Origin of the sequence: Burkholderia sp. AU27893, assembly GCF_002223205.1 — a bacterium.
Lineage (GTDB): Bacteria > Pseudomonadota > Gammaproteobacteria > Burkholderiales > Burkholderiaceae > Burkholderia.
Genome location: NZ_NKFD01000001.1, coordinates 645,858 through 671,680, shown reverse-complemented (window position 1 = coordinate 671,680; position 25,823 = coordinate 645,858). Strand labels below are relative to the sequence as shown.

The following is a 25,823-nucleotide window of genomic DNA, read 5'->3' as shown; positions in this document are numbered from 1 at the left end:
TCCTTGAAATTCATGCGGCGACGTGGGCGGCCGTTTCGCCGACCAGCGCGCCGAAAACCGATGCGCCCTGCTCGGCCGGAGCGGCGGCCGCGCGGAACACGCCGAACAGTTCACGCCCGAAACCGACTTCGTTCTCGGCCTGGTGCAGCGGCTGCGCGACCGGGCGCGCCTGCCACTCGGCGGCGTCGACCTCGATGTCGAGCACGCCGGCTTCCGCGTCGATCACGAGCGTATCGCCCGTCTTCACCTTGCCGAGCGGGCCGGCGAGCAACGCTTCCGGCGACACGTGGATCACGGCCGGCACCTTGCCCGACGCGCCCGACATGCGGCCGTCGGTGACCAGCGCGACGTGGAAACCCTGATCCTGCAGCACGCCGAGCAGCGGCGTCAAACGGTGCAGCTCGGGCATCCCGTTCGCGCGCGCGCCCTGGAAGCGCACCACCGCGACGAAATCGCGCTTCAGCTCGCCGCGATCGAATGCTTCCTGCACGGCTTCCTGCGAATCGAACACGATCGCGGGCGCCGTCACCTTGCGGTGCTCGGGCGCGACCGCCGAAATCTTGATCACGCCGCGGCCGAGGCGGCCCTGCATCAGGCGCAGGCCGCCGTCCGGCTGGAACGGGTCGCGGATGCCGCGCAGGACCTTCGTGTCGTGGCTCTCGGCCGCGCCGTCGACCCAGGCGAGCTTGCCGTCGATCAGCTTCGGCTCCTTCGTGTAGTGCGCGAGACCCTTGCCGGCGACCGTCGTCACGTCCTCGTGCAGCAGCCCGCCTTCGAGCAGGTTGCGGACCAGGAAGGCCACGCCGCCCGCCGCGTGGAAATGGTTCACGTCGGCCTTGCCGTTCGGGTAGATCTTCGCGAGCAGCGGCACGACGGCCGACAGTTCGTCGAAATCGTTCCAGTCGATCAGGATGCCGGCCGCGCGCGCGATCGCGACGAGGTGCAGCGTGTGGTTGGTCGAGCCGCCCGTCGCGAGCAGCGCGACGATCCCGTTGACGATCGCCTTCTCGTCGATCACGTGGCCGATCGGCGTGTAGTGGCCGCGCTCGACGGTCAGGTCGAGCACGCGGCGCGCGGCCTCGGCGGTGAGCGCGGTGCGCAGCGGCGTGTGCGGGTGGACGAATGCCGAACCCGGCAGGTGCAGCCCCATCAGCTCCATCAGCATCTGGTTGCTGTTCGCGGTGCCGTAGAACGTGCAGGTGCCGTGGCCGTGATACGCGGCCGATTCGGCTTCGAGCAGCGCGTCGCGGCCGACCTGGCCGGTCGCGAACTGCTGGCGGATCTTCGCCTTGTCGTCGTTCGACAGGCCGCTCGTCATCGGGCCGGCCGGCACGAAGATCGTCGGCAGGTGGCCGAACTGCAGCGCGCCGATCAGCAGGCCCGGCACGATCTTGTCGCAGATGCCGAGGCAGAGCGCCGCGTCGAACATGTTGTGCGTGAGCGCGATCGCCGTGCCCATCGCGATCGCCTCGCGCGAGAACAGCGACAGCTCCATCCCCGGGTTGCCCTGCGTGACGCCGTCGCACATCGCCGGCACGCCGCCCGCGAACTGCGCGACCCCGCCGTTCTCGCGCGCGGCCGCCTTGATGATCTCGGGGAAATCCTTGTACGGCGCATGCGCGGACAGCATCTCGTTGTACGAGGACACGATGCCGATGTTCGGCTCGCGGATCGCCTTGATCGAGAACTTGTCGTTACCCTCGAGGCCGGCGAAGCCGTGCGCGAGGTTCGCGCACGACAGCGCGCCGCGCGCCGGGAACTTGCCCTGCGCGCCGTCGATGCGCTGCAGATAGGCGGAACGGGTCGATTGGCTGCGGGCGATCACGCGTTCGGTGACCTTCGCCAGAGTGGGGTGCAGCGACGTCATGCTGGGCGCTCCTGTATGCCGGCCGACACCGGCGGTTGGAATCGTGGGGACGGTCGAATGCATCGACAGAACGAAGCCAGTCTAGTAGAAAAACTACAAGCATGCAATGCGGATTCGTCGACCCGCAACCCTCATTCCCGCCACCAGCAAGGCGATACCTAGTGAAAACCCTAATTCTCCGCGATGAAAGCACTGCGCCCGCGCTAGTATTTTCTTGTAGATTTTCTACAATTCGATTGCGATACACTCGCTCATCCGAACCCGATTTCCTCCTGCCGTCCCATGCTGCCCCGCATTGAAGCGATCCGCACCGAGTTACGCCCGTCCGAGCGCAAGCTCGCCGACTACATCCTCGCCGCGCCGCGCGAGGTGCTCGACCTCGCGATGACCGAGCTGTCGACGCGCGCGGGCGTCAGCCAGCCGACGATCGCGCGATTCTGCCAGGCGCTCGGCTGCAGCGGCTTTCGCGAATTCAAGATCCGGCTCGCGCAGAGCGTCGCGCCGGGCGTGTCGTCGGTCTATCGCGACGTCGAGCCCGACGAACCGGCGCCCGGCATCATCGGCAAGGTGTTCGACCGCACGATCGGCGCACTGATCGAAGTGCGCAACAGCCTGTCCGCCGGCAGCGTCGCCGAGGCGATCGGGCTGTTGTCGAACGCGTCGCGGATCGAGTTCTACGGCGCCGGCGGCTCCGGTATCGCCGCGCAGGACATCCAGCACAAGTTCTTCCGGCTCGGCGTGCCGAGTGTCGCGTATTCGGATCCGCACACGTTCTCGATGTCGTCGGCGCTGCTCGGCCCGCACGACGTCGTCGTCGCGATCTCGAACACCGGCCGCACGCGTGACATCGTCGACGCCGCACGCTCCGCGCTCGCATGCGGCGCGAAGGTCGTCGCGATCACGCAGAGCCATTCGCCGCTCGCGAAGCTCGCAACGGTGAGTCTCGCGTCGAACGTCGCGGAGGAAACCGACGTGTTCTCGCCGATGACGTCGCGGATGTCGCATCTCGCGATCGGCGACATCCTCGCGGTCGGCGTCGCGCTGTCGCGCGGCCCCGCGCTGATGGAACGGGTCGGCCGTGCGAAGGAGGCGATCACGCGCCGCCGGATCGACGACGGCACGAAGGATTGAGCAGACGCCGCGCCGACCGCGCACGAACCGTAAACGACAAACGGCGCCCCGCGGGGCGCCGTTGCGCATCAGGCAGCGCCGGCAACCTCGCCGGCCCTGCCGCTCAGAACGGCTTGATCACGACCAGCGCGACCGCCGCGAGCATGCCGAGCACCGGCAGCTCGTTGAACACGCGATACCACTTGTCGGTGCGGGTGTTCTCGCCGCGCTCGAACACCCGCAGCAGGTGCCCGCAATACGCGTGATAGACGATCAGCAGCAGCACGACCGTCACCTTCGCGTGAATCCAGCCCTGCCCCTGCCCGATGCCGATCGACAGCCAGAGCCACAGCCCGCAGGCCAGCGCCGGCACCGCGATCATCGTCATGAAGCGGAACAGCTTGCGCGCCATCAGCAGCAGGCGACGCACGGCGGCCGGATCGGTTTCCATGGCCAGGTTCACGTAGATGCGCGGCAGGTAGAACAACCCTGCAAACCACGCGGCGATCAGAACGATATGGAACGTCTTGACCCAGAGCATCGCCATCGATTGTGTGCCTCGCTGTTTACTGGCGGCCTTCGCCGTGTCCGAGCACGACGTACTTCAGCGACGTCAGCCCTTCCAGGCCGACGGGGCCGCGTGCGTGCAGCTTGTCGTTCGAGATGCCGATTTCCGCGCCGAGGCCAAATTCGAAGCCGTCCGCGAAGCGCGTCGATGCGTTGACCATCACGCTCGCCGAATCGACCTCGCGCAGGAACCGCATCGCGCGGTCGTGATCCTCGGTGACGATCGCGTCCGTGTGGTGCGAGCCGTAGTGGTTGATGTGCTCGATCGCGGCGTCGAGGCCGTCGACGACCTTGATCGCGAGCACCGGCGCGAGATACTCGGTGTGCCAGTCTTCCTCGGTGGCGTCGACGAGCGGGCCGACGCCCGCATCGGCGAGCACCGCGCGCGCGGCCGCGTCGACGCGCAGTTCGACCTGCTTGTCGCGATACAGCTTGCCGAGCGGCGGCAGCAGCGTCGCCGCGATACCGCTTGCGACGAGCAGCGTCTCCATCGTGTTGCAGGTGCCGTAGCGATGCGTCTTCGCGTTGTCGCAGACGGTCAGCGCCTTGGCGAGATCGGCGCGATCGTCGACGTACACGTGGCAGATGCCGTCGAGGTGCTTGATCATCGGCACGCGCGCCTCGTTGATCAGGCGCTCGATCAGGCTCTTGCCGCCGCGCGGCACGATCACGTCGACGTATTCGGTCATCGTGATCAGCTTGCCGACCGCCGCGCGATCGGCCGTCGCGACGACCTGCACCGCGTCCTGCGGCAGGCCGGCGGCTTCGAGCCCTTCGCCGATCAGCTTCGCGAGCGCGGCGTTCGATTCGAGCGCTTCGGAGCCGCCGCGCAGGATCGTCGCGTTGCCCGACTTCAGGCACAGCGCAGCCGCGTCGATCGTCACGTTCGGGCGCGATTCGTAGATGATGCCGATCACGCCGAGCGGCACACGCATCTGGCCGACCTGGATGCCGCTCGGGCGGTACTTGAGGTTGCCGATCTCGCCGATCGGATCGGCCAGCGACGCCACCTGGCGCAAGCCTTCGACCATCGTCTTCAGCGCCTTGTCCGACAGCGTCAGGCGGTCGACGAACGCGGCATCCATCCCCTTTTCACGGGCACGGGCGACATCGCGGGCATTCGCGTCCTTCAGCACCTGCGCGTCGCGTTCGATCGCGCGCGCCACGGCGTCGAGCGCCGCGTTCTTCGCGGCCGTGCTGGCGCGCGCCATCGCGCGGGAAGCGTGCCGGGCGCGACGGCCCAGGTCGGTCATGTACTGATCGATATCCATCGTGTGACTCGAGAAGCGCGCCGCGCGGGGCGGCATGAATTCGTGGGGAAGCGTGAGCGGCGGCGGCCGGAGGGCCGCGCCAGCTATCGAAACATTGTAAGCGGGTTGCGCAGCGCGCGCTGAAGGCCCGAACGGGACTTAGCGTCGCACGCGCCCCGCGGTCGGCGGTCGCTCGCCGCGGGCACCGGCCACCGTCATCGCGAGCTGGAACAGCCCGTCCCACGGATCGGGCGGCGGTTCGTCCTGCGTACGACGGCCCGGCGCGACGGCCGTGAGCCCCTTGACCTGACGGTCGAGCTTCGCGGCAAACGCGAGCGCCTTCTCGAGCACGGCTTCGGACACGCGATTCAGCGCGGGACCGATCAGCCGCTCGCGCGGCCCCCACACGCGGTTCTCGCGCAGCAGCGTTGCCAGCGGCTTGCCGGCCGTCGTGCCGCGCTTGATCCGCAGCAGCGTGCGCAATTCCTCGACGACGGCCCACATCACGAGCACGATCGCCTCGCCCTCGCCCTTCAACCCGTCGATCATCCGCGCGAGCCGCGCGGCGTCGCCGGCGAGCATCGCTTCGTTCAGCTTGAAGACGTCGTAACGCGCGACGTTCAGCACCGCGTCGTGCACCTGCTCGAACGACAGCGCTCCCTGCGGATACAGCAGCCCGAGCTTCTGGATTTCCTGGTGCGCGGCGAGCAGGTTGCCTTCGACGCGCTCGGCGATGAACTGCAGCGCGCGCCGCCCGTCCTCGCCGGGCGCCGCGCGCTGGCCCTGCAGCGCGAGGCGCTGGCCGATCCAGTTCGGCAGCTGCGCGCGGTCGACCGGATCGATCTTCAGCGCGACGCCGCCGTTCTGCAGCGCGGTGAACCACGCGGATTTCTGCGTGGCCGCGTCGAGGCGCGGCAGCGTGACGAGCATCAGCGCGTCGGGGTTCGGCGTGGCCGCGAGCGTCTTCAGCGCATCGGCGCCTTCCTTGCCGGGCTTGCCCGACGGAATGCGCAGCTCGATCAGCTGGCGCTCGCCGAACAGCGACATCGCCTGGGTCGCGCCGAGCAGCACGCTCCAGTCGAAGCCGCGCTCGACCGTATGCACCGAACGCTCGGTGTAGCCGGCCGCGCGCGCGGCCGCACGAATGCGGTCGCACGCTTCCTGCGCGAGCAGCGGCTCGTCGCCGTAGACGGTATAGAGCCCGGCCAACCCCTTCGCGAGGTGCGGCTCCAGCGCATCAAGTCGCAGTTGCATCGATACGTGCGCCGTCGATCAGAGCGGCGGCGGCGGCAACGGCGCGCGCGGCGCGACGCCCGGTACCACGTCTTCCGGCGCCGGCGTCAGCGAATGGACGATCGCGAGACGCCGCATCAGCTGGTCGACCGCGTCGCTCTGCATGTCGCCGTAAAGGATGTCGGCTTCCTGCGCCTTCGCGTTCGTGTACTGGTCGCTGTACGTCATCGCGCGGTTCAGCGCGATCGCGCTCGGCGGGATCAGCACGGTGCCGTCCTTGCTCGTCAACTGATAACGCAACGTATAGAAGAGCGCGTATTCCTGCGCCGAACCGTACTTGTTGAGCGTCAGCGTGTTCTGGCCACGCGATTCCCACATGGTCAGCACGGCGTCGGCGTCGTCCGCCGACTTGACGATCTTCGTGTCGCTGCCGGCCTCGACGAGGCGCACGAGGCGCGCCTCGACGGGCGCCGGCGCGCCGGCGATCAGCAGGTGCTTGAACGCGTAGTCCTGCTGGCCGCGCAACTGGAAGCCGCATGCCGACAGCGCAACCGCGCTGCCGACAGCGAGCATCAAAAACGATCTGCGGATCACCTTCGCTCCTTCTGGGTACGTCCGATGGCCGGCGGCCGTCAGACGACGATGTTCACGAGGCGGCCCGGCACGACGACGATCTTCTTCGCCGGCTTGCCGTCGCTGAACTTCGCGAACGCGTCGTCGGCCACTGCCGCGGCTTCGATCGCCTCGCGGCTCGCGTCCTTCGCCACCTTCAGCGCGCCGCGCACCTTGCCGTTCACCTGCAGCACGAGTTCGATCTCGGCCTGCTCGAGCGCGGCCTCGTCGACCTTCGGCCACGGTGCGTCGAGCAGCGGGCCAAATTCGTCCGCGTAGCCGAGCGCCTTCCACAGCTCGAACGTGACGTGCGGCACGACCGGGTACAGCACGCGCAGCAGCACGCCGTACGTTTCACGCAGCACGCCGGGCGTCGCGCCCTTCGCACCGTCGATCGCGTTCAGCATCTTCATCGCGGCCGACACGACCGTGTTGTACTGCAGGCGCTGGTAGTCGAAATCGGCCTGCTTCAGCACGCTGTAGATCTCGCGGCGCAGCGCCTTGTCGGCTTCGCCGAGCGCGGCCGCATCGAAGCCCGCGCGCGCGGCGAGCGCTTCGCGGTTCGTCGCACCGAAGCTCCACACGCGGCGCAGGAAGCGGCTCGCGCCTTCGACGCCCGCACCCGACCACTCGAGCTGCTGCTCGGGCGGCGCGGCGAACATCGTGAACAGGCGCGCGGTATCCGCGCCGTACTGGTCGATCAACAGCTGCGGATCGACACCGTTGTTCTTCGACTTCGACATCTTCTCGATGCCGCCGAGCACGACCGGCTGGCCGTCCGCGTTCAGCGTCGCGCCGACCGGGCGGCCCTTGTCGTCGTGCGTGACCGTCACGTCGAGCGGGTTGTACCAGGTCTTCTTGCCCGATGCGTCCTCGCGGTAGTACGTCTCGTTCAGCACCATGCCCTGCGTGAGCAGGTTCTTCGCCGGCTCGCCGAACTTCACGAGGCCGAGGTCGCGCATCACCTTGGTCCAGAAGCGCGAGTACAGCAGGTGCAGGATCGCGTGCTCGATGCCGCCGATGTACTGGTCCATCGGCATCCAGTAGTCGGTGCGCGCGTCGACCATCGTCTCGGCGTCCGGCGCCGTGTAGCGCGAGAAGTACCACGACGAATCGACGAAGGTGTCCATCGTGTCGGTTTCGCGCTTGGCGGCCGCGCCGCACTTCGGGCACGTGCAGTTCAGGAACGCTTCCGACTTCGCGAGCGGGTTGCCCGAGCCGTCCGGCACGAGGTCTTCCGGCAGCACGACGGGCAGATCCTGCTCGGGCACCGGCACGTCGCCGCACGACGGGCAGTGGATGATCGGGATCGGCGTGCCCCAGTAGCGCTGGCGCGACACGCCCCAGTCGCGCAAGCGCCACGTGACCTGCTTGTCGCCGAAGCCGCCGGCGTTCAGGTCGGCCGCGACCGCGTCGACCGCTTCCGCGTAGCGCAGGCCGTCGTACTTGCCGCTGTTCACGCAGACCGCGATTTCCTTGTCGCCGTACCACTCCTGCCACGCGTCGAGCGAGTACTGCTGGCCTTCGGCCGCGATCACCTGCTTGATCGGCAGGTCGTATTTCTTCGCGAACGCGAAATCGCGCTCGTCGTGGCCCGGCACGCCCATCACCGCGCCTTCGCCATAGCTCATCAGCACGTAGTTGCCGATCCACACCTCGACCGGCTCGCCGGTGAGCGGGTGCGTGACCGAGAAGCCCGTCGCGACGCCCTTCTTCTCCATCGTCGCGACGTCGGCCTCGGCGACGCCGCCGCGCTTGCATTCATCGATGAACGCGAGCAGCTCGGGCTTGTCCTGGGCAAGGCGCGTGGCCAGCGGATGCTCGGCCGCGATTGCGCAGAAGGTGACGCCCATGATCGTGTCGGCGCGCGTCGTGAACACGCGCAGCAGCTTCTTCTCGCCGTCGAGTTCGTACGGGAAGCCGAAGTTCACGCCGAAGCTCTTGCCGATCCAGTTCTGCTGCATGATCTTCACGCGCTCGGGCCAGCCGAGGCCGTCGAGGTCGTTCAGCAGCTCATCCGCGTACTGCGTGATGCGCAGGTAGTACATCGGGATCTCGCGCTTCTCGACGAGCGCGCCCGAGCGCCAGCCGCGGCCGTCGATCACCTGCTCGTTCGCGAGCACGGTCTGGTCGACCGGGTCCCAGTTCACGGTGCCCGTCTTCTTGTACGCGATGCCCTTCTCGAGCATCTTCAGGAACAGCCACTGGTTCCACTTGTAGTAGTCCGGCTTGCACGTCGCGATTTCGCGCGACCAGTCGATCGCGAGGCCCATCGACTGCATCTGGCGCTTCATGTAGTCGATGTTGTCGTAGGTCCACTTCGCGGGCGGCACGCCGTTCGCCATCGCGGCGTTCTCGGCCGGCATCCCGAACGCGTCCCAGCCCATCGGCATCAGCGTGTTGTAGCCGTTCATCCGCAGATAGCGGTACATCACGTCGTTGATCGTGTAGTTGCGCACGTGACCCATGTGCAGCTTGCCGGACGGGTACGGCAGCATCGACACGCAGTAGAACTTCGGCTTCTGCGAATCTTCCTTCGTCTTGTAGGCATCGGCTGCGCGCCAGTCGCCCTGGGCGGCGGCTTCGACGTCGGCGGGTACGTATCTCTCGTGCATGGTGTGGTTCGGACTAGGCTTTAAGCGACGCGACGGCGCGCGCGCAGGAGTGGATCGAAAATCGTGCTTGCCCGGCGGACCTGCAGGTTCGCTGTTGCCGGACCTGTTCGCGGTTTCCGGGCATTTTCCGGGTAATCCGCAGCATGCCCGGGTAGCCTGGAAAATTCCGGGTTACCTGAAAAAAGCCTGCCAACCGGGAAAAACGTTGATTATACCGCCCGCGCCGGCCCATTCGACCGGTCTTGCGGCGTGCGGCCCGATCCCGCGGCCGGGACAGGCCCGCCGGCTCCGCTCAGCGGGTAGCCGGCGCGGCGGGCGCCGCCGCGGAACCGCCCGCCTGCGGCGGCACGTCGGTCACGAAGCCGATCCGCGTGAGGCCGGCGGCCTGCGCGGCGCCCATCACCTGCGCGATCACGTCGTAGCGGGTCGCACGCGATGCGCGCAGCCGCAGCTCGGGCGGCGCGCCGCCCGCGGCGGCGGCCCGGAAGCGCGCGGGCAGCGCGTCGAGCGCGACCGGTGCGTCGTCCCAGTACAGCTTGCCCGCGTCGTCGATCGACAAGGTGACGGATTGCGGCGTGTCGCGCGCGACACTGGCCGCGACCTTCGGCAGGTCGAGCCGGATCGCGTGCGTCATCAGCGGCGCGGTGATGATGAAGATGACGAGCAGCACCAGCATCACGTCGATCAGCGGGGTCATGTTGATCTCCGCCATCGGCGCGGACGTCTTGTGGTGCTCGAGTCCGCCGAATGCCATGGTCGCTCCTCTACGGTCTGTTCACGCGTCAGGCTTCCTGCGCGCACACGAACACGTGCAGGTCGCGCGCGAAGCCGTCGAGTTCCTCGGCGAGCTGGCGCACGAGCCGCCCGAGGATGTTGTAGGCCAGCACCGCGGGAATCGCGACGACGAGCCCGAACGCGGTCATGATCAGCGCCTCGCCGACCGGCCCCGCGACGTTCTCGATCTGCGCCTGCCCGCTCGCGGCGATGCTGCCGAGCGCATGGTAGATGCCCCACACGGTGCCGAGCAGCCCGACGAACGGCGCGGTGCTGCCGATCGACGCGAGCAGCACCTGGCCGAATTCGAGGCGCCGCTGCGAGCGCAGCATCGCGTGCCGCAACGCGCGCAGCACGCGTTCGCCGCGCTCGACGCGCGCGGCCAGGGCAGCCGGGTCGTGGTCGTCGGCCGCATCGCGCGCGGCCTCGGCGAGCGGCACGAACACGCGCTCGCGATCGGCGCCGGCGAGCGCGGCGATGCCCGCGTCGAGCGACGGCGCGCGCCAGAACGCGGCGAGCGCGCGCGGCCCCTGCCGCTTCGCGCGGACCAGGAGCCAGGCTTTCATGAGGAGGAAGCACCAGCTGGCGACGGACATCGCCAGCAGCACATAGGCGACGGCATGCGTGATCGCATCGCCGCTTTCGAGGTAGTGGACAACGCCGGTGGGTATCGCCATCGGAGTTTCCCCGTGGTGTCAGCGCAGGCCGAGCACGTCCTGCATGTCGAACAGGCCGGCGCCGCGCGCCGACAGGAAGTGGACCGCGCGCAACGCGCCCTGCGCGTACGACACGCGGCTCGACGACTTGTGCGTGATCTCGATGCGCTCGCCGATCCCGGCGAACAGCACGGTGTGATCGCCGACGATGTCGCCGCCGCGCACCGCGGCAAAGCCGATCGACGACGGATCTCGCTCGCCCGTCACGCCGTGGCGGCCGTACACCGCGCAATCGTCGAGCGAGCGCCCGAGCGCGCCGGCGACGGCTTCGCCCATCATCAGCGCGGTGCCCGACGGCGCGTCGACCTTGTGACGATGATGCGCCTCGATGATCTCGATGTCGTAGCCGTGCGAGAAATGCTTCGCCGCGAATTCGAGCAGCTTCAGCGTGACGTTCACGCCGACGCTCATGTTCGCCGCGAACACGATGCCGATCTTGCCCGCCGCGGCCTGCAGCTCGGCCTTCTGCTCGGCGGTGAAGCCGGTCGTGCCGATCACGAGCTTCACGTCATGGCGCAGCGCGGCCTCGATATGGGCCATCGTGCCTTCCGGACGCGTGAAATCGATCAGGGTGTCGGCCTGCGCGAACACGGCGTCGAGGTCGGCGGTCAGCTTGACCCCGGTTTCCTTGCCGAGGAACGCGCCGGCGTCCTGGCCGAGGAACGGCGAATCGGCGCGGTCGAGCGCGCCGACGAGCTGCGCGTCGGCATCGTTGAGAACGGCTTCGATCAGCATCCGGCCCATTCGGCCCGATGCCCCGGCAATCGCAATCTTCATGGCTTTCTACACGACAGGTATAAAAGCGGGCGGCGCAGGCCGCCCTGTATCCGCACGCCGGCTGCTTACTGCGCCGGCGCGGTGAGCGGCTGGTTCTGCAGGTTGTCCGAGCCTTGCGGGCCGACCGGCGTCGCCTCGTTCGACACGTTCGGCTGCGGCGGACGATGGAACTGGAACTGCGGCTGGATCGCCGGCGCGGCGCCCGGCGGCTGGCCGCCCGGCACCGGCGCGCCGCCCGAGGCCTTCGCGGCCGGCGTGAACCGGCGCGAACCCGAACCCTGCCCCGACACCTGGTTGGTCGCGCGGTTCGCCGCGCGGGCGGCCTGCGCGTTCGCATCCTGGTCGACCACCGCACCGGCCGCCGGCACGGCGGACGGGCTGGCGACCGCCTCCGGCGCCGGCGCGCTCGCTTGCGCGGCGCTCGCGGCGGCGGCAGCCTCGGCGGCCTTCTTCGCCGCTGCGGCCGCCTTCGCCTTCTTGCCGCCGCGGTCGCCGTCGATATCGGCCAGCAGGTCGAGCTCCGAAGGCAGGTTGTCCGCCCCCGTCCAGCTCGCCAGGCGATCGCCCGAGAACGTCACGACGAGATCGCGCTGCTGGACGACTGCCGTCGAGCCGCGCTTGAAGTAAAAGAGGTAGTCCCAACGGTCGGCGTGGAACATGTCGGCCAGCAGCGGGGTGCCGAGCAACGCGCGCACCTGCTCGCGCGACATGCCGACCTGCAACTGCGCGGCCTTCTCCTGCGACACGAAGTTGCCTTGCACGACGGTGATCCGGTAGGGGGTGATGCTCTGCGCGATGCGCTGCGTCACGCTGTCGTACGACGAACAACCAGCCAGCGCGGCAACGGCGGCGGCAGCGATGATGACACTCCGCATGCGGCTCCTCTGAAAGTGCGAAAGAGATTCTGGAATCATTTCCCTCACCGTGCAGGCCCGTGTGCAGGCCGCGCGTGTTTCTGGAACGGCGAAAAGCCGGTAACATTGAAGCCCTGCATTGTACTCTAGGGATGCCTAGCCATGACCAATCCGACGGATCTCAAGAATATCGGGCTAAAGGCCACCCTACCGCGCCTCAAGATTCTCGAGATCTTCCAGCAAAGCCCGGTGCGCCACCTGACGGCAGAAGACGTCTACCGGAACCTGCTCAACGAGCAGCTCGACATCGGGCTGGCCACCGTCTATCGCGTGCTGACGCAGTTCGAGCAGGCCGGCCTGCTCACGCGCAGCAACTTCGAATCCGGCAAGGCCGTGTTCGAACTGAACGAAGGCTCGCACCACGATCACCTCGTGTGCCTCGATTGCGGCCGTGTCGAGGAATTCTTCGACGCCGAGATCGAAGGCCGCCAGCAGGCGATAGCGAAGGAGCGCGGCTTCAAGCTCCAGGAGCACTCGCTCGCGATGTACGGTTCGTGCACGACCGAGAACTGCCCGCACCGCAAGCACTGATTCGCGCGCCTCGCGCACGCAGCACGGCCCGGCCGGCATCTCGCCGCCCGGGCCGTGTTCTTTTCGGGATGGCGGCGACGCACCGCCGCGCGGGTCGTGCGCCCAGGCTTTCGGAAACCCTTCGACACGCCCCCCCGGGCTGCCGCCAGGCAGCCGGAGCCGGGCGTTGCCGTTGCGTCAGGCCGCGCAGGCCGGCTCGAACTCGAGCGCCCACGCGCGCTCGAGCGGGATCTCGTCGCAATTGGGCTGCGGCCCGCCGCGATCGACGATCACGAAATCGCTGACCGCGTCGAGCGCGAGCAGCGGATGGTGCCAGACGCCCTTCGCATAATTCACGCCCTGCCAGCCTTGCGCGAGGAACGCGCGCATCGCGTCCGGCCGGAATTCGCCCGCGGGCGCGACGACGATCGCGTAGCGCGACACGGCCGCGAGCGGGATGAATGCCTGGCTGCCGTGCGGATGGCGCTCCATCAGCGTGACCGCGACCGGCAGCGTACGCGGCTGCGCGCGGAACACGCTGACGAGCGGACGGCCGCCGTCCGCGCATACGTCGATCGTCGCGAGATCGTGGAAGCGCTCGGTCGTGCCGCCGTTGATCGGAAAATGCCGCGCGCCTTCGAGCGCGATCACGTCGCCGAACGGCGCGAACGCTTCGCGCGTCAGGCGCTCGACGCGCAGGATCCGGGATTCGCTCATGCCGTTGCCCTCCGTCAAGCCGGCTCGCCCCACAGACGCAGGCGCGACACGCCGCCGTCCGGGAAGATGTTGAAACGCACGTGCGTGACGGGGCCGAGCGCGGCAAGCTGGTCGAACGTGTGGACGTGGTCCATCTGCAGCTTCTGCTCGCCGAGCAGTTCGGCCCAGAACATCGCCTGCGTGACGAGCGAATCGTCGGTGCCGCCCGCGACCCGCGCGGCCTGCAGCGAGCAGCGGTCGGGGAAATTGCCCTTGAAGAACGCGGTATCGACCTCGACGCGCCGGATGATGCCCGGCCGCGCGAGCGCGACGATCGCCCAGTCGTTGCCCGGCTCGCGGCGGCGCCGCGTTTCCCAGCCGTCGCCCATGTTCACGCCGCGCCCCGGCATCAGCATCTGCGACGCTGGGCCGAAGTGCTGGTTGTTCGCCGCCACCAGGTAGCCGCCGTTCTCGATCGCCGCGAGATCGACGAGCTCGCCGGCCGGCACCTGGCGCCAGTCGCGCTGCGGCTGGCCGTACACGCGCAGCCGGGCGAGACCGCCGTCCGGGTACAGGTTCACGCGCAGGTGCGTATAGGGCTGCGCATCGTCGACACTCACGTAGTGATGCGAATTGCCCTGCAGCGTCGTCGCCGGGACGATCGGGCGCCATTGCGCGTCATCAGGCGGCGTGTCGCCTTCGGCGACGCACGCGTCGATCGACGCGGCCGGCGGGAAGTTGCCGGTGAAATGGCTCGTATCGAGGTCGACGCCGTGGATCACGCCCGGCCGCGCGAGCCGCACCACGCAGAAGTCGTGGCCGGTCGTGCGCTTGCGGCGCGTTTCCCAGCCGTCCATCCACTTGCCGTGGTCGTCGTACTTGCCGGGGATGAACACGGCCGGCTCGGGATTGAGCATGCGCTCCTTCGGCGCGAAGAATTCGTCGCTGGCAAAGAGCGCCTGCGCCCCGAGGCGCGGGTCGGCAAGGTTCATGTAGCGCCGCGTGAAGGCCGGCGCATTCGGATCGAGGATGGGGGCTGCCATGTCGTCTCCTGATGTGGGATCGCGTGCCGGCGCATCGAGGCGCCGGCCGCATGCATTCGGGTGCGCGGAACGACCAGGGGAAGCCGCCCCGCGCGGGGGTGCGCTCAGAGCGCGTGAGCCTGGTCGCCGGCGACCGGTGCCGCGCGGCCTTCCTCTTCGGCCGGCACGTAGCGCAGCTCGCGATTCAGCACGCGGGTCGCGCGGGCACGATCGATGTCGTTCTCCCACACCGCGACGACCACCGTCGCGACGCAGTTGCCGATCAGGTTGGTCAGCGCGCGGGCGATGCCGACGAACCAGTCGACCGGCAGGATCAGCACGAGGCCGAGCACCGGAATCGCGGGGATCGCCGACAGCGTCGCCGCGAGGATCACGATCGCCGAGCCCGGGATCCCGTGCGCGCCCTTCGACGTGACGAGCGACACGAGCAGCACGACGATCAGGTCATGCGTCGACAGCGGTGTGTTGGTGGCCTGCGCGATGAACAGCACGGCAAGCGTCAGGTAGATCGAGAAGCCGTCGAGGTTGAACGAATAGCCGGTCGGGATCACGAGGCCGACCGTCGAATCCTTCACGCCCATGTATTCGAGCTTGCGCATCACCTGCGGCAGCACCGCGTCCGACGACGCCGTGCCGAGCACGATCGACAGTTCCTCGCGCAGGTAGCGGATCAGCTTGAACACCGAGAAGCCCGCGAGCCGCATCACGACGCCGAGCACGACCGTGACGAACACGAAGCAGCTCAGGTAGAACACCGCGACCAGGTAGCCGAGCTGCTTGAGCGACGCGACGCCGTACTTGCCGGTCGTGAACGCGATCGCGCCGAGCACGCCGAGCGGCGCGAGCTTGATGATGAAGCCGATGATCCGGAAGAACACGTGCGACAGTTCCTCGATCAGCGAGTTGACGCGCTGCGCCTTGTCGCCGAGCAGCGACAGCGCGGAGCCGAACAGCACCGCGAATACGAGGATCTGCAGGATGTCGCCCTTCGCGAACGCGTCGATCGCGGTCTCGGGGATGATCTTCATCAGGTAGCCGGCCGTGTCCTTCAGGCTTTCGGCGTTCTTCGCGTACGTCGCGAGCGACGACGCGTCGAGCGAGCGCAGGTCGATGTTCATCCCGACGCCCGGGCGCGTGAGCCACGCGAGCACGAGGCCGATGCCGAGCGCGAGCGTCGTCATGATCTCGAAGTAGATCACGGCCTTCAGGCCGACCCGGCCGACCTTCTTCAGGTCGCCCGCGTTGGCCATCCCGCTGACCACCACGCAGAACACGATCGGCCCGATCACCATCTTGATCAGCTTCAGGAAGCCGTCGCCGAGCGGTCGCAGCGACTCGGCGAAATGCGGGAAGAACGCGCCGAGCGCGATCCCTAGAATCAATGCGACGACTACCCGGCCAAACAGCGAATTGAGGAATTTCGACACGGCGCTCTCCCGATCCAACGGTTGCAGTTTCGTCTGTTCATACTGGTAAGACCAGTGATGTTATGGTGGATAGTAGGAAGCCGATATAGTCGCGTCAAGGACGGACAAAATAGGGATTTCCCGCCCCTGCTCGCCCGGTTTCGATGCACCGGGCAAGGTCGGGTCGTGGCTTTCCCGTAGGCCGGCCATGCACCGCCTGCGTGCGGATTACAATGCCGGTCAGACCGGCCCAAGTTCACATCATGAAAAACGTTCCGCATACCGTGACCGACGCCGCCATCGCGACGATCCGCGACCGGATCGAGGCAGGCGTTTATCCGGTCGGCAGCCTGCTGCCGGCCCAGCGCCAGCTCTCCGAGGAGCTGGAGATCAGCCGCGCGTCGCTGCGCGAGGCGCTGTCGACGCTCGAGGCGCTCGGGATGCTGCGCATCCGCGCCGGCAAGGGCGTGTATGTCGAAAGCGCGCAGGCCACGGCCGCGCATGCATGGCGCTTCGCCGAGCAGTCGTCGCCGCCCGACACGTACCAGATGCGCTATGCGCTCGAAGGGTTCGCCGCGCGGATGGCCGCGCACGTCGTCAGCGACGACGACATCGCGTGGTTCGAGGACAACCTCGCCGACCTGCACGTCGCGCTCACCGAAAGTGCACTCGACGCGGCATCGCAGCTCGACTTCGACTTCCACATGCGGATCATCCACCTCGCCGGCAACGCGGCGATCGAATCGGTGCTGCGCAGCAGCGCGGACATCATGAAGGAAAGCCAGCGCATGCCGTTCTACCGGCGCGAGCTGCTGCTGTCGACGTGGCAGGAACACCGCGCGATCGTCGACGCGCTGATCGCGCGCGATGCGGGCGCCGCCGGCATCGCGATCGAAACGCACATCGCGAATGCCGCGCAGCGCGCGGGCATCTTCTTCCCGACCCCGCGCACATGACGGCCCGGGCGGCCGCCCGTTGCGCGCGCCGCCCGGTCTTGCCGGTCAACCTCCCGACAGATCGCGATACGCGAGCGCACGCGCGATGAACGCACGCGCCGCGACGCTGCGGTACGCGCCCTTGCGCGTGAGCAGCGCGGCCGTGCGCGCGGGCAGCGGCGGATCGATCTCCAGCGCGCACAGGTCGGCGCTCTCGCGCGCGACCGCGTCGGGCAGCACCGTCGCGAGCCGCCCGCACCGCACGAGCGCCAGCACCGCGCTGACCGTATTCGTCTCGATCGCGATCTTCGGCTGCGCGCCGTGCTCGATGAAATACCGGTCGATGCGCTCGCGCGTCGCGAACGTGCGGCTCAGCAGCACCAGCGGCTCACCGCCGAGCTCGGCCGGCGTCAGCGCACGGCGGCGCCGCGCGAGACGGTGCGTGCGGCCCGTCACGAGCGCGAGCGGCTCGTCCCACAGCGGCAGCGCGTCGATGTCCGGCGCGCGCGGCGGCATGAACGCGAAGCCCGCGTCGAGCCGGTCGTCGGCGAGCAGCGCCTCGATGCGCGCCTGCGGCATCGCATCGATCGTCAGCGCGATGTTCGGATGGTCGGCATGGAACGCGTCGATCAGCGAGCCGCTCAGGTAGGCCGCGAAGGTCGGCATCATCGCGAGCCGCAGCGACCCGCTGCCGAGATCGGCGACGTCGTGCAGCGCGCGCTGCCCCGCCTCGAGCTCGTGCAGCGCGGCGCGCGCGTGGCGCGCATAGACTTCGCCGAACTCGGTGAGCTGCACCGTGCGGCCCGAGCGGTCGAACAACGGCACGCCGAGCGTGTCCTCGAGCTGGCGCACCTGATGCGACAGCGTCGGCTGCGAGACGTGCAGCGCGTCGGCCGCGCGCGTGAAACTGCGCTGCTCGGCGACGGCCAGGAAATAGCGGATGTGGCGCAGGAGCATGGCGGCGGAGGTATTGGTTTTGCCAATGAAGCGCATAACGATCCAGTCTTGGACGCTATGGTTCGATTCCCGCATCATACGCACATCCGTTCCCGTGCATGACCGCTGTCACCACACCGGAACGGCTCGCCCGGGCCCGCCCTGCCTCCGCCCGCCGCACGACGATCCGCCGCCCGCCCGATCCGGGCCCGGCCGCGATCCGCCCGGCGCGCATCGGCTCACCGCCGATCCGTCGACGCCGGCCCCGATTTCCGTCACCTCGCGCAACCGACGGCTCCGTGCCGCCGGCCGGCGCCGCTGTTTTTCGCGACCATGGAACCGCATCACGACACCCACCCTCCCCTGACCCGCGCCATGACGCTGCTGTTCGCCTGCGCGTGCGGCATCGTTATCGGCAACATCTATTACGCTCAGCCGCTGCTCGCCGCAATCGCGCGCAGCTTCGGGCGCGCGCCGACCGAGCTCGGCTATCTCGTCACGCTGACCCAGCTCGGCTATGCGGCGAGCCTGCTGCTGATCGTCCCGCTCGGCGACGCGGTCAACCGTCATACGCTGATCGTACGGCTGCTGATGCTCAACGTCGTCGCGCTGGTCGCGGTCACGTTCAGCACGAACTTCACGATGTTCGTCGTCGCGAACGTCGCGGTCGGCTTCGTCACCTGTTCGACGCAGCTGCTCGTGCCGTTCGCCGCATCGCTCGCCGATGCGCGCTCGCGCGGCCGCGCGGTCGGCACCGTGATGAGCGGGCTGCTGCTCGGCATCCTGCTCGCGCGCGTCGCGGCCGGTGCGATCGCCGACGGGTTCGGCTGGCGTGCGGTGTACGGCATCGCGGCGGTGATGGTGGCTGCCCTGACCGTCGTGCTCGCCGTGAAGCTGCCGAAGGATCGCCGCGATGCGCGCCTCGACTATGCGGTGTTGATGAAGTCGCTCGTCGCGCTGGTGCGCGCACAACCGCTGATCGCACTGCGCTCGACCTACGGCGCGCTCGTGTTCGCGTGCTTCAGCCTGCTGTGGACGGGCCTCACGTTCCTGCTCAGCCAGCCGCCGTACAGCTATTCCGAAGGGCAGATCGGCCTGTTCGGCATCGTCGGCGCGGTGGGCGCGCTCGCGGCGACGTCGGCCGGCCGGCTCGTCGATCGCGGCCACGGCAATGCGGCGACGGGGCTGTTCGCGGCGGCCGTGCTCGCGTCGTTCGCGCTGATCGCCACCGGCGCGCATTCGCTCGCGGCGCTGATCGCGGGCATCCTGCTGCTCGACGTCGGCGTGCAAGGCATGCACATCTCCAACCAGAGCGTGATCTATGCGCTGGCCGGCAACGCGCGCAGCCGCGTGACGACGATCTACCTGACGAGCTACTTCATCGGCGGCGCATTCGGGTCGTTCGCGGCGAGCGTCGCGTACGGCATCGACGGCTGGCGCGGCGTGTGCATCGCGGGCGCTGCGCTTGCCGGCGTGCTGATCGCGCTGTGGCTCGCGTCGCAGCGCGTCGGCGCGCGGCAGGTCACGCAGTAACGCAGTAACGCAGTAACGCGTGTTCGCCGCACGACGAAAAAAGGCACGCCGCGCAAATCGCGGGCGTGCCTTTTTGATGGCGTCGAGTCCGTCCGTCGCGCGCTAGCGCGTGATCGTCACGCGGCCTCGTCCGCGAAGTCGATCAGCACCTTCATCGCGCGCTGCCGGTCACCGGCCAGTTCGAACGCGAGGTTCGCATCGCGCATCGGGAACACGCGCGTGACGGCCGGGCGCAGGTCGACGCGTCCCGCGTTGATCAACTGCACCGCGAGCGCGAATTCCGCATGAAAACGGAACGACCCGCAGATCGACAGTTCCTTCGCGACCACGACGTTCTGCGGCAGGCTGACATCGCCGCCGAGCCCGAGCTGCACGACGACCCCACGCGGACGCATCACGTCCAGCCCGTCACGCAGCGCGCGCGCATTGCCCGAACACTCGATCATCACGTCGAACGTGCCCTTGTCGGCGCCGTAGCGCTCGACCCAGCCGGCATCGGCCGCCGCATTGATCGTGCGGTCGGCGCCAAGGGCGCTCGCCACGGCCAGCGGCGCCTCGACGACGTCGGTCGCGACGATCTCCGCCGCGCCGTGCACGCGCGCCGCTGCCACCGCCAGCACGCCGATCGGCCCGCAGCCCGACACCAGCACGCGCTTGCCGATCAGCGGACCCGCGCGCGACACCGCATGCAGCCCGACCGCGAACGGTTCGGCGAGCGCCGCGAGCGACAGCGGCACGTGGTCGGCAACCTTCACGCACTGCACCGCGTCGCACACGAGCGCATTGCGGAACGCGCCCTGCACGTGCGGCATCCGCATCGCGCTGCCGTAGAAGCGCATGTCCAGGCACTGGTTCGGCAGCCCTTCGAGGCAATAGCGGCACGCGCCGCACGGCCGGCTCGGATTGACCGCGACGCGATCGCCGACCTTCACCGACGTCACGTCCGGCGCGACTTCCGCAACCGTGCCGGCCACCTCGTGGCCGAGCACCATCGGCTGCTGCAGCCGGATCGCGCCGAAACCGCCGTGCCGGAAGTAATGGAGATCGGAGCCGCAGATGCCGCCCATCGCGACCTCGACGCGCACCTGGCCCGGGCCGATCTCGCCCGCGTCCTGCTCTTCGACCCGCAGGTCGTTCGGCCCGTGGATCACGACACACATGCAACGCATACGCATGACAGCCTCCTTGTCAGACGACACTGGTCAGCCCGCCGTCGACGAACAGCGTCTGGCCGTTCACGAAATCGGAAGCGGCCGACGCGAGGAAGATCGCCGCGCCGCACAGTTCGTCGACACGCCCCCAGCGGCCGGCCGGCGTGCGCTTGCACAGCCAGTCCGAGAACGCCGCGTCGTCCACCAGCGCGCGGTTGAGTTCGGTTTCGAAATAGCCGGGCGCGAGGCCGTTCGCCTGGATGCCGTGGCGCGCCCAGTCCGCGCACATCCCTTTCGTCAGCATCCGCACCGCGCCCTTGGTCGCCGCGTACGGCGCGATCGTCGGCCGTGCGAGCTCGCTCTGCACCGAGCAGATGTTGATGATCTTGCCGCGGCCGCGCGCGATCATGTGCCGCGCGACCGTCTGCGCGACGTTGAACACGCCGTCGAGGTTCACGCGCATCAGCGCATGCCAGTCGTCGGGCTCGAACGCGTCGAGCGGTGCGCGGCGCTGGATGCCCGCGTTGTTCACGAGGATGTCGATCGCACCGACGCGCACCTCGAAATCATCGATCGCCGCGCGCACCTGCGCATGCTCGGCAACGTCGAATACCGCGTAGTCGGCCGTGAAACCCTCCTCGCGCAGGTGCTGCACGAGCGCGGCGGCCTTTTCCTCATTGCGATCGTTGATGACGATCGCGGCCCCCGCTTCGGCCAGCCCGCGGGCGAGCGTCAGCCCGATCCCGCGGCCGGAACCGGTAATCAGTGCGCGGCGGCCGTCGAGGCGAAACCGTTCAAGCGCGTGGGTCATGCGTGTCTCCTCGTGCAAGTCGAGCCGGCGGCCCATCGCGGCCGGTCTCGCGTTGACGGTATCTTCGGCTGCCTGCCGGGCGCCGCGCCAATGGTCTTTTTTGATCCGGTTATCATGAAACCTGATCACCGCATTCTCATGCCCGCCGCCCATGGAACTCAAGCAATTGCGCGCCTTCGTCACGCTCGCGGAAGAGCTGCATTTCGGGCGCGCCGCGCAGCGCCTGTTCATCGTACAGCCCGCGCTGAGCATGCAGATCAAGGCGCTCGAGGAAGAACTCGGCGCGCGCCTGTTCGAGCGCGACCGGCACAAGGTCGAACTGAGCGACACAGGGCGCGTGTTCCTGCCCGAAGCGCGCGCCACGCTGCAGCAGGCCGCGCGCGCGGAACAGCTGGCGCGGCTGTCGAGCCGCGGCGAGATCGGCACGCTGCGGATCGCGTTCGTGTCGTCGGTGCTGCCCGCGCTGCTGCCGGCCGTGCTGCGCACGATGCGCGAGCGCTATCCGCTGATCACGCTCGAGCTGAAGGACCTGCCGACACCCGACCAGATCGCCGCGCTGCGCGACCGGCGGATCGATTTCGGGATGATCCGGCTGCCGGCCGCGTATGCGGGCATCGACACGCGCGTGGTGCTCGAGGAGGGTTTCGTCGTCGCGCTGCCGCTCGACCACCCGCTCGCCGGGCACGATGCGATCGCGCCGGCCGCGCTGCGCGGCCAGCCCGCGTTCGTGCTCGCGCGCCGCTACGCGCCGGGCTTTCACGACGACATGCTGCTCGCGCTGAGCCGCGCGGGCACGACGCTCGAGATCGCGCAGGAGTTCGGGGAATTCACGACGATGCTCGCGCTCGTCGCGGCGGGGATGGGCATCGGGCTGATTCCGGCGGAGGCCGCCAGCGCGCTGCCGCCGAACGTGCTCGCGCGGCCGCTCGACCTGGCCGGGCACCGCACCGGCATCGGCCTCGCGTGGACCGACCTCGACAGCCCGCTGAAGCGGGCGTTCGTCGCCGCGCTCGAGCAGGTGACGGCCGCATCGAGCCATAACGGCGGGCCATAAAAAAGCCCGGCCGGAAAAACCGGGCCGGGCTCGTTCGCCGCGCAGGCCGCCTTGCGGCGGCCGCGCAACGTGCAGGATTACTTCGCGTTCGCGAATGCGACAGCCGTATCCAGCATGCGGTTCGAGAAACCCCACTCGTTGTCGTACCAGCTCGACACCTTCACGAGGCGGCCCGACACCTTGGTCAGCGTGGCGTCGAACGTCGACGAAGCCGGGTTGTGGTTGAAGTCGATCGACACCAGCGGTGCGTCGTTGTAGCCGAGGATACCCTTCAGCGCGCCTTCCGATGCTTCCTTCATGATCGCGTTGACTTCCTCGACCGTCGTGTCGCGCTTCGCGATGAACGACAGGTCGACGATCGACACGTTGATCGTCGGGACGCGGATCGCGTAGCCGTCGAGCTTGCCGTTCAGTTCCGGCAGCACGAGGCCGACGGCCGAAGCAGCGCCCGTCTTCGTCGGGATCTGGCTGTGCGTGGCCGAACGCGCGCGGCGCAGGTCTTCGTGATAGACGTCCGTCAGCACCTGGTCGTTCGTGTACGCGTGGATCGTCGTCATCAGGCCGGTTTCAAGGCCGATCTTGTCGTTCAGCGGCTTGACGAGCGGCGCGAGGCAGTTCGTCGTGCACGATGCGTTCGAGATGACGGTGTGCTCGGCCTTCAGCACGTCGTGGTTCACGCCGTAGACGATCGTCGCGTCGACATCCTTGCCGCCCGGTGCCGAGATGATCACCTTCTTCGCGCCGCCCTTCAGGTGCGCGCTGGCCTTTTCCTTCGTCGTGAAGAAGCCCGTGCATTCCATCACGACGTCGACGCCCAGCTCGCCCCACGGCAGTTCGGCCGGGTTGCGGTTCGCCAGCACGCGGATCTTGTCGCCGTTCACGACGAGGTAGTCGCCGTCGACCGACACTTCACCCGGGAACTTGCCGTGCGCGGTGTCGTACTGGGTCAGGTGCGCGTTGGTCTTCGCATCGCCCAGATCGTTGATCGCGACGATCTCGATGTCGTGCTTCTTGCCGTTCTCGTAGAACGCGCGCAGCGTGTTGCGGCCGATGCGGCCGTAGCCGTTGATTGCGACGCGAATCGTCATGGTCTATCTCCTGATGGCTGAAAAAATTCGTTTCGTGCAGCTTCACGGTGCGACGCGCGCGAGGGGTGGCGCGCGTCGCGTCTGTCTCTTTAGGCCAGCACGGCCTTGGCGGTCTCGACGACGTGCTCGACGGTGAAGCCGAAGTACTTGAACAGCACGCCGGCCGGCGCCGATTCGCCGAACGTGTCGATCCCGACGACGCCGCCTTCGAGGCCGACGTACTTGTGCCAGAAGCTCGTCACGCCCGCTTCGATCGCGACGCGGCGCACGCCGTGCGGCAGCACGCGCTCACGGTATTCGGCGTCCTGGCGGTCGAACACGTTGGTCGACGGCATCGACACGACACGTGCCGCGATGCCTTGCTGCGCGAGCGGCTCGACGGCCTTCATCGCGAGTTCGACTTCCGAGCCCGTCGCGATCAGGATGATCTTGCGCGCGACGATCTCGTCGTCCCAGTCCTTCAGCACGTAGCCGCCCTTCTCGATGTTCGCGATCTGCGCATCGGTACGCGGGTTGAACGCCAGGTTCTGGCGGCTGAAGATCAGGCTCGACGGACGGTCGGCAGCGACCGCGTGGGTCCAGGCGACGGCCGTCTCGACCGTGTCGGCCGGACGCCATACGTCGTGGTTCGGGATCAGGCGCAGGCTCGACACGTGCTCGATCGACTGGTGCGTCGGGCCGTCTTCGCCGAGGCCGATCGAGTCGTGCGTGAACACGAAGATCGACGGCACCTTCATCAGCGCAGCCACGCGCAGCGCGTTGCGGCTGTAGTCGGAGAACGTCAGGAACGTGCCGCCGAACGGCTTGTGGCCGCCGTGCAGCGCGAGGCCGTTGATCGCGGCGCTCATGCCGAATTCGCGCACGCCGTAGTTGATGTGGTTGCCCAGCTGGACGCCCGGGCCTTCCGGATTCGCACGGACGGCCTTCGATGCCTTCCAGTTGGTCAGGTTCGAGCCGGTCAGGTCGGCCGAGCCGCCGAGCAGTTCGGGCAGGGCGGCAGCCAGGCCTTCGATCGCCTGCTGCGACGCCTTGCGGGTCGCCACCGTCTCGCCACGCTCGTTCGCGCCGGCGATGATCGCCGCAGCCTTTTCGGCCCAGTCGGCCGGCAGCCGGTTGGCCATCCGGCGCTCGAATTCTGCGGCTTCTGCCGGGAACTTCGCGCGATAGGCCGCGAACGTCGCATCCCATTCGCTTTCCGCGCGCTTGCCGGCTTCCTTCGCGTCCCATGCCGCGTAGACTTCCTGCGGAATCACGAACGGCTCCCAGGTCCAGCCGAGCGCCGCGCGCGTCTTCGCGATTTCTTCCGCGCCGAGCGCCGCGCCGTGCACGTCGTGGCCGCCGGCCTTGGTCGCCGCGCCCTGGCCGATCACCGTCTTGCAGCAGATCAGCGTCGGCTTGTCCGACAGCTTCGCCTTCGCGATGGCTGCGTCGACCGCGTCGACGTCATGGCCGTTCACGTTCGGGATCACGTTCCAGCCGTACGCTTCGAAACGCTTCGGGGTGTCGTCGTGGAACCAGTTCACGACGTCGCCGTCGATCGAGATGCCGTTGTCGTCGTACAGCGCGATCAGCTTGTTCAGCTTCAGCGTGCCGGCGAGCGAGCAGGCTTCGTGCGAGATGCCTTCCATCAGGCAGCCGTCGCCGAGGAACACGTACGTGTGGTGATCGACGATCTTCGCGCCGTCACGGTTGAACTCGTCGGCCATCAGCGCTTCGCCGAGCGCCATGCCGACCGCGTTCGCGAGACCCTGGCCGAGCGGGCCGGTGGTCGTCTCGACGCCCGGCGTGATGCCGTATTCCGGGTGGCCCGGCGTCTTCGAGTGCAGCTGCCGGAAATTCTTCAGCTCTTCGATCGGCAGGTCGTAGCCGGTCAGGTGCAGCAGCGAGTACAGCAGCATCGAGCCATGGCCGTTCGACAGCACGAAGCGGTCGCGGTCTGCCCAGTGCGGGTTCGTCGGGTTATGCTTCAGATGGCGCGACCAGAGCGCGACGCCGATTTCGGCCATGCCCATCGGCATGCCGGGGTGGCCGGAGTTCGCTTGCTGGACGGCGTCCATTGCGAGCGCACGGATCGCATTGGCCATCAGGGTGGTGGAGGCGGGAGACGAAGTCGTCATGTCGAGTCCGGAGAACGAGTCGAGGAAACGGGGGCACGGCGGCATCCGGAAGCTCGAGCGTCAATCGTTCCCGGCGCGCGGTGCGGCGCCTGACGGACGCGAAGCGGA

The 25,823-nt window shown here is 68.3% G+C and carries 23 protein-coding genes; 5 read left to right on the top strand and 18 right to left on the bottom strand.

Going from position 1 to position 25,823, the window contains the following annotated elements:
* Window positions 1-10 precede the first annotated feature (10 nt).
* Entirely contained in the window at window positions 11-1,867 is a 1,857-nt protein-coding gene (gene edd, locus CFB47_RS03180; RefSeq protein WP_089455577.1) for a phosphogluconate dehydratase, read from the bottom strand.
* A 282-nt stretch (window positions 1,868-2,149) separates the two neighbouring features.
* Here edd and CFB47_RS03175 point away from each other — a divergent pair, with 282 nt between their 5' ends.
* Window positions 2,150-2,998, top strand: a complete 849-nt coding sequence (locus CFB47_RS03175) for a MurR/RpiR family transcriptional regulator (RefSeq protein ID WP_039361495.1) — start codon at window positions 2,150-2,152, stop codon at window positions 2,996-2,998.
* 103 nt (window positions 2,999-3,101) lie between these two features.
* Here the strand turns inward: CFB47_RS03175 and CFB47_RS03170 are convergent, their stop codons facing one another.
* From CFB47_RS03170 to CFB47_RS03130, 9 genes are all read right to left on the bottom strand, one after another.
* On the bottom strand, window positions 3,102-3,524 hold the full coding sequence (locus CFB47_RS03170; RefSeq protein ID WP_089460415.1) for a CopD family protein: 423 nt from the start codon (window positions 3,522-3,524) through the stop codon (window positions 3,102-3,104).
* Window positions 3,525-3,543: 19 nt separating this feature from the next.
* Window positions 3,544-4,815, bottom strand: a complete 1,272-nt coding sequence (locus CFB47_RS03165; protein WP_089460414.1) for a glutamate-5-semialdehyde dehydrogenase — start codon at window positions 4,813-4,815, stop codon at window positions 3,544-3,546.
* Between the two features lie 138 nt (window positions 4,816-4,953).
* Window positions 4,954-6,048 carry a DNA polymerase III subunit delta gene (gene holA / locus CFB47_RS03160; protein WP_089460413.1) on the bottom strand — a complete coding sequence of 365 codons (1,095 nt, stop codon included), beginning with the start codon at window positions 6,046-6,048 and terminating at the stop codon, window positions 4,954-4,956.
* An 18-nt stretch (window positions 6,049-6,066) separates the two neighbouring features.
* On the bottom strand, window positions 6,067-6,621 hold the full coding sequence (gene lptE, locus CFB47_RS03155) for an LPS assembly lipoprotein LptE (protein WP_089439223.1): 555 nt from the start codon (window positions 6,619-6,621) through the stop codon (window positions 6,067-6,069).
* A 38-nt stretch (window positions 6,622-6,659) separates the two neighbouring features.
* A complete protein-coding gene (gene leuS, locus CFB47_RS03150) occupies window positions 6,660-9,254 on the bottom strand; it encodes a leucine--tRNA ligase (RefSeq protein WP_089439222.1) in 2,595 nt (864 codons plus the stop codon).
* Window positions 9,255-9,546: 292 nt separating this feature from the next.
* Window positions 9,547-10,008, bottom strand: coding sequence for a biopolymer transporter ExbD (locus tag CFB47_RS03145; RefSeq protein ID WP_089460412.1), 462 nt, complete (start codon window positions 10,006-10,008; stop codon window positions 9,547-9,549).
* Between the two features lie 28 nt (window positions 10,009-10,036).
* The gene (locus tag CFB47_RS03140; RefSeq protein ID WP_089424480.1) at window positions 10,037-10,705 is read right to left on the bottom strand and encodes a MotA/TolQ/ExbB proton channel family protein; all 669 of its coding nucleotides are present in this window, start codon (window positions 10,703-10,705) and stop codon (window positions 10,037-10,039) included.
* Window positions 10,706-10,723: 18 nt separating this feature from the next.
* Window positions 10,724-11,521, bottom strand: a complete 798-nt coding sequence (dapB, locus tag CFB47_RS03135; RefSeq protein WP_089424479.1) for a 4-hydroxy-tetrahydrodipicolinate reductase — start codon at window positions 11,519-11,521, stop codon at window positions 10,724-10,726.
* 65 nt (window positions 11,522-11,586) lie between these two features.
* The gene (locus CFB47_RS03130; RefSeq protein WP_089460411.1) at window positions 11,587-12,396 is read right to left on the bottom strand and encodes an outer membrane protein assembly factor BamE; all 810 of its coding nucleotides are present in this window, start codon (window positions 12,394-12,396) and stop codon (window positions 11,587-11,589) included.
* Between the two features lie 141 nt (window positions 12,397-12,537).
* Between CFB47_RS03130 and fur the strand changes: the two genes are divergently transcribed.
* The gene (fur, locus tag CFB47_RS03125; protein ID WP_043191276.1) at window positions 12,538-12,966 is read left to right on the top strand and encodes a ferric iron uptake transcriptional regulator; all 429 of its coding nucleotides are present in this window, start codon (window positions 12,538-12,540) and stop codon (window positions 12,964-12,966) included.
* Window positions 12,967-13,143: 177 nt separating this feature from the next.
* On the opposite strand, the gene CFB47_RS03120 is transcribed toward fur, so the two are convergent.
* The 3 genes from CFB47_RS03120 to CFB47_RS03110 form a co-directional block, all read right to left on the bottom strand.
* Entirely contained in the window at window positions 13,144-13,662 is a 519-nt protein-coding gene (locus tag CFB47_RS03120) for an ureidoglycolate lyase (RefSeq protein WP_089456540.1), read from the bottom strand.
* A gap of 14 nt (window positions 13,663-13,676) precedes the next feature.
* Entirely contained in the window at window positions 13,677-14,684 is a 1,008-nt protein-coding gene (alc, locus tag CFB47_RS03115; RefSeq protein WP_089439217.1) for an allantoicase, read from the bottom strand.
* A 104-nt stretch (window positions 14,685-14,788) separates the two neighbouring features.
* Complete coding sequence (locus CFB47_RS03110; RefSeq protein ID WP_089440347.1) at window positions 14,789-16,111, bottom strand: C4-dicarboxylate transporter DctA; 1,323 nt, start codon at window positions 16,109-16,111, stop codon at window positions 14,789-14,791.
* Between the two features lie 212 nt (window positions 16,112-16,323).
* Here CFB47_RS03110 and CFB47_RS03105 point away from each other — a divergent pair, with 212 nt between their 5' ends.
* Window positions 16,324-17,046 carry a FadR/GntR family transcriptional regulator gene (locus CFB47_RS03105; RefSeq protein WP_089439216.1) on the top strand — a complete coding sequence of 241 codons (723 nt, stop codon included), beginning with the start codon at window positions 16,324-16,326 and terminating at the stop codon, window positions 17,044-17,046.
* A 45-nt stretch (window positions 17,047-17,091) separates the two neighbouring features.
* Here the strand turns inward: CFB47_RS03105 and cynR are convergent, their stop codons facing one another.
* Window positions 17,092-17,982, bottom strand: coding sequence for a transcriptional regulator CynR (cynR, locus tag CFB47_RS03100; RefSeq protein WP_089461332.1), 891 nt, complete (start codon window positions 17,980-17,982; stop codon window positions 17,092-17,094).
* 312 nt (window positions 17,983-18,294) lie between these two features.
* On the opposite strand from cynR, the gene CFB47_RS03095 reads away from it, so the two are divergent.
* Window positions 18,295-19,494: an MFS transporter gene (locus CFB47_RS03095; protein ID WP_089460410.1), complete on the top strand. Its 1,200-nt coding sequence runs from the start codon at window positions 18,295-18,297 to the stop codon at window positions 19,492-19,494.
* Window positions 19,495-19,610: 116 nt separating this feature from the next.
* On the opposite strand, the gene CFB47_RS03090 is transcribed toward CFB47_RS03095, so the two are convergent.
* Together CFB47_RS03090 and CFB47_RS03085 are read right to left on the bottom strand one after the other, a co-directional pair.
* The gene (locus CFB47_RS03090) at window positions 19,611-20,669 is read right to left on the bottom strand and encodes an L-idonate 5-dehydrogenase (protein ID WP_089455571.1); all 1,059 of its coding nucleotides are present in this window, start codon (window positions 20,667-20,669) and stop codon (window positions 19,611-19,613) included.
* A 13-nt stretch (window positions 20,670-20,682) separates the two neighbouring features.
* Window positions 20,683-21,456, bottom strand: a complete 774-nt coding sequence (locus CFB47_RS03085) for an SDR family NAD(P)-dependent oxidoreductase (RefSeq protein ID WP_089461331.1) — start codon at window positions 21,454-21,456, stop codon at window positions 20,683-20,685.
* A gap of 151 nt (window positions 21,457-21,607) precedes the next feature.
* Between CFB47_RS03085 and CFB47_RS03080 the strand changes: the two genes are divergently transcribed.
* Complete coding sequence (locus CFB47_RS03080; protein WP_089460409.1) at window positions 21,608-22,510, top strand: LysR family transcriptional regulator; 903 nt, start codon at window positions 21,608-21,610, stop codon at window positions 22,508-22,510.
* Window positions 22,511-22,587: 77 nt separating this feature from the next.
* On the opposite strand, the gene gap is transcribed toward CFB47_RS03080, so the two are convergent.
* Complete coding sequence (gap, locus tag CFB47_RS03075; RefSeq protein WP_059500962.1) at window positions 22,588-23,598, bottom strand: type I glyceraldehyde-3-phosphate dehydrogenase; 1,011 nt, start codon at window positions 23,596-23,598, stop codon at window positions 22,588-22,590.
* Window positions 23,599-23,687: 89 nt separating this feature from the next.
* On the bottom strand, window positions 23,688-25,760 hold the full coding sequence (tkt, locus tag CFB47_RS03070) for a transketolase (RefSeq protein WP_089439212.1): 2,073 nt from the start codon (window positions 25,758-25,760) through the stop codon (window positions 23,688-23,690).
* Window positions 25,761-25,823 lie beyond the last annotated feature (63 nt).

Bases quoted from the DNA above. Each gene is read 5' to 3' on its own strand.
- edd (WP_089455577.1), bottom strand. From the start codon at position 1,867: ATGACGTCGCTGCACCCCACTCTGGCGAAGGTCACCGAACGCGTGATC.
- CFB47_RS03175 (WP_039361495.1), top strand. From the start codon at position 2,150: ATGCTGCCCCGCATTGAAGCGATCCGCACCGAGTTACGCCCGTCCGAG.
- CFB47_RS03170 (WP_089460415.1), bottom strand. From the start codon at position 3,524: ATGGCGATGCTCTGGGTCAAGACGTTCCATATCGTTCTGATCGCCGCG.
- CFB47_RS03165 (WP_089460414.1), bottom strand. From the start codon at position 4,815: ATGGATATCGATCAGTACATGACCGACCTGGGCCGTCGCGCCCGGCAC.
- holA (WP_089460413.1), bottom strand. From the start codon at position 6,048: ATGCAACTGCGACTTGATGCGCTGGAGCCGCACCTCGCGAAGGGGTTG.
- leuS (WP_089439222.1), bottom strand. From the start codon at position 9,254: ATGCACGAGAGATACGTACCCGCCGACGTCGAAGCCGCCGCCCAGGGC.
- CFB47_RS03145 (WP_089460412.1), bottom strand. From the start codon at position 10,008: ATGGCATTCGGCGGACTCGAGCACCACAAGACGTCCGCGCCGATGGCG.
- CFB47_RS03140 (WP_089424480.1), bottom strand. From the start codon at position 10,705: ATGGCGATACCCACCGGCGTTGTCCACTACCTCGAAAGCGGCGATGCG.
- dapB (WP_089424479.1), bottom strand. From the start codon at position 11,521: ATGAAGATTGCGATTGCCGGGGCATCGGGCCGAATGGGCCGGATGCTG.
- CFB47_RS03130 (WP_089460411.1), bottom strand. From the start codon at position 12,396: ATGCGGAGTGTCATCATCGCTGCCGCCGCCGTTGCCGCGCTGGCTGGT.
- fur (WP_043191276.1), top strand. From the start codon at position 12,538: ATGACCAATCCGACGGATCTCAAGAATATCGGGCTAAAGGCCACCCTA.
- CFB47_RS03120 (WP_089456540.1), bottom strand. From the start codon at position 13,662: ATGAGCGAATCCCGGATCCTGCGCGTCGAGCGCCTGACGCGCGAAGCG.
- alc (WP_089439217.1), bottom strand. From the start codon at position 14,684: ATGGCAGCCCCCATCCTCGATCCGAATGCGCCGGCCTTCACGCGGCGC.
- CFB47_RS03105 (WP_089439216.1), top strand. From the start codon at position 16,324: ATGCCGGTCAGACCGGCCCAAGTTCACATCATGAAAAACGTTCCGCAT.
- cynR (WP_089461332.1), bottom strand. From the start codon at position 17,982: ATGCTCCTGCGCCACATCCGCTATTTCCTGGCCGTCGCCGAGCAGCGC.
- CFB47_RS03095 (WP_089460410.1), top strand. From the start codon at position 18,295: ATGGAACCGCATCACGACACCCACCCTCCCCTGACCCGCGCCATGACG.
- CFB47_RS03090 (WP_089455571.1), bottom strand. From the start codon at position 20,669: ATGCGTATGCGTTGCATGTGTGTCGTGATCCACGGGCCGAACGACCTG.
- CFB47_RS03085 (WP_089461331.1), bottom strand. From the start codon at position 21,456: ATGACCCACGCGCTTGAACGGTTTCGCCTCGACGGCCGCCGCGCACTG.
- CFB47_RS03080 (WP_089460409.1), top strand. From the start codon at position 21,608: ATGGAACTCAAGCAATTGCGCGCCTTCGTCACGCTCGCGGAAGAGCTG.
- gap (WP_059500962.1), bottom strand. From the start codon at position 23,598: ATGACGATTCGCGTCGCAATCAACGGCTACGGCCGCATCGGCCGCAAC.
- tkt (WP_089439212.1), bottom strand. From the start codon at position 25,760: ATGCCGCCGTGCCCCCGTTTCCTCGACTCGTTCTCCGGACTCGACATG.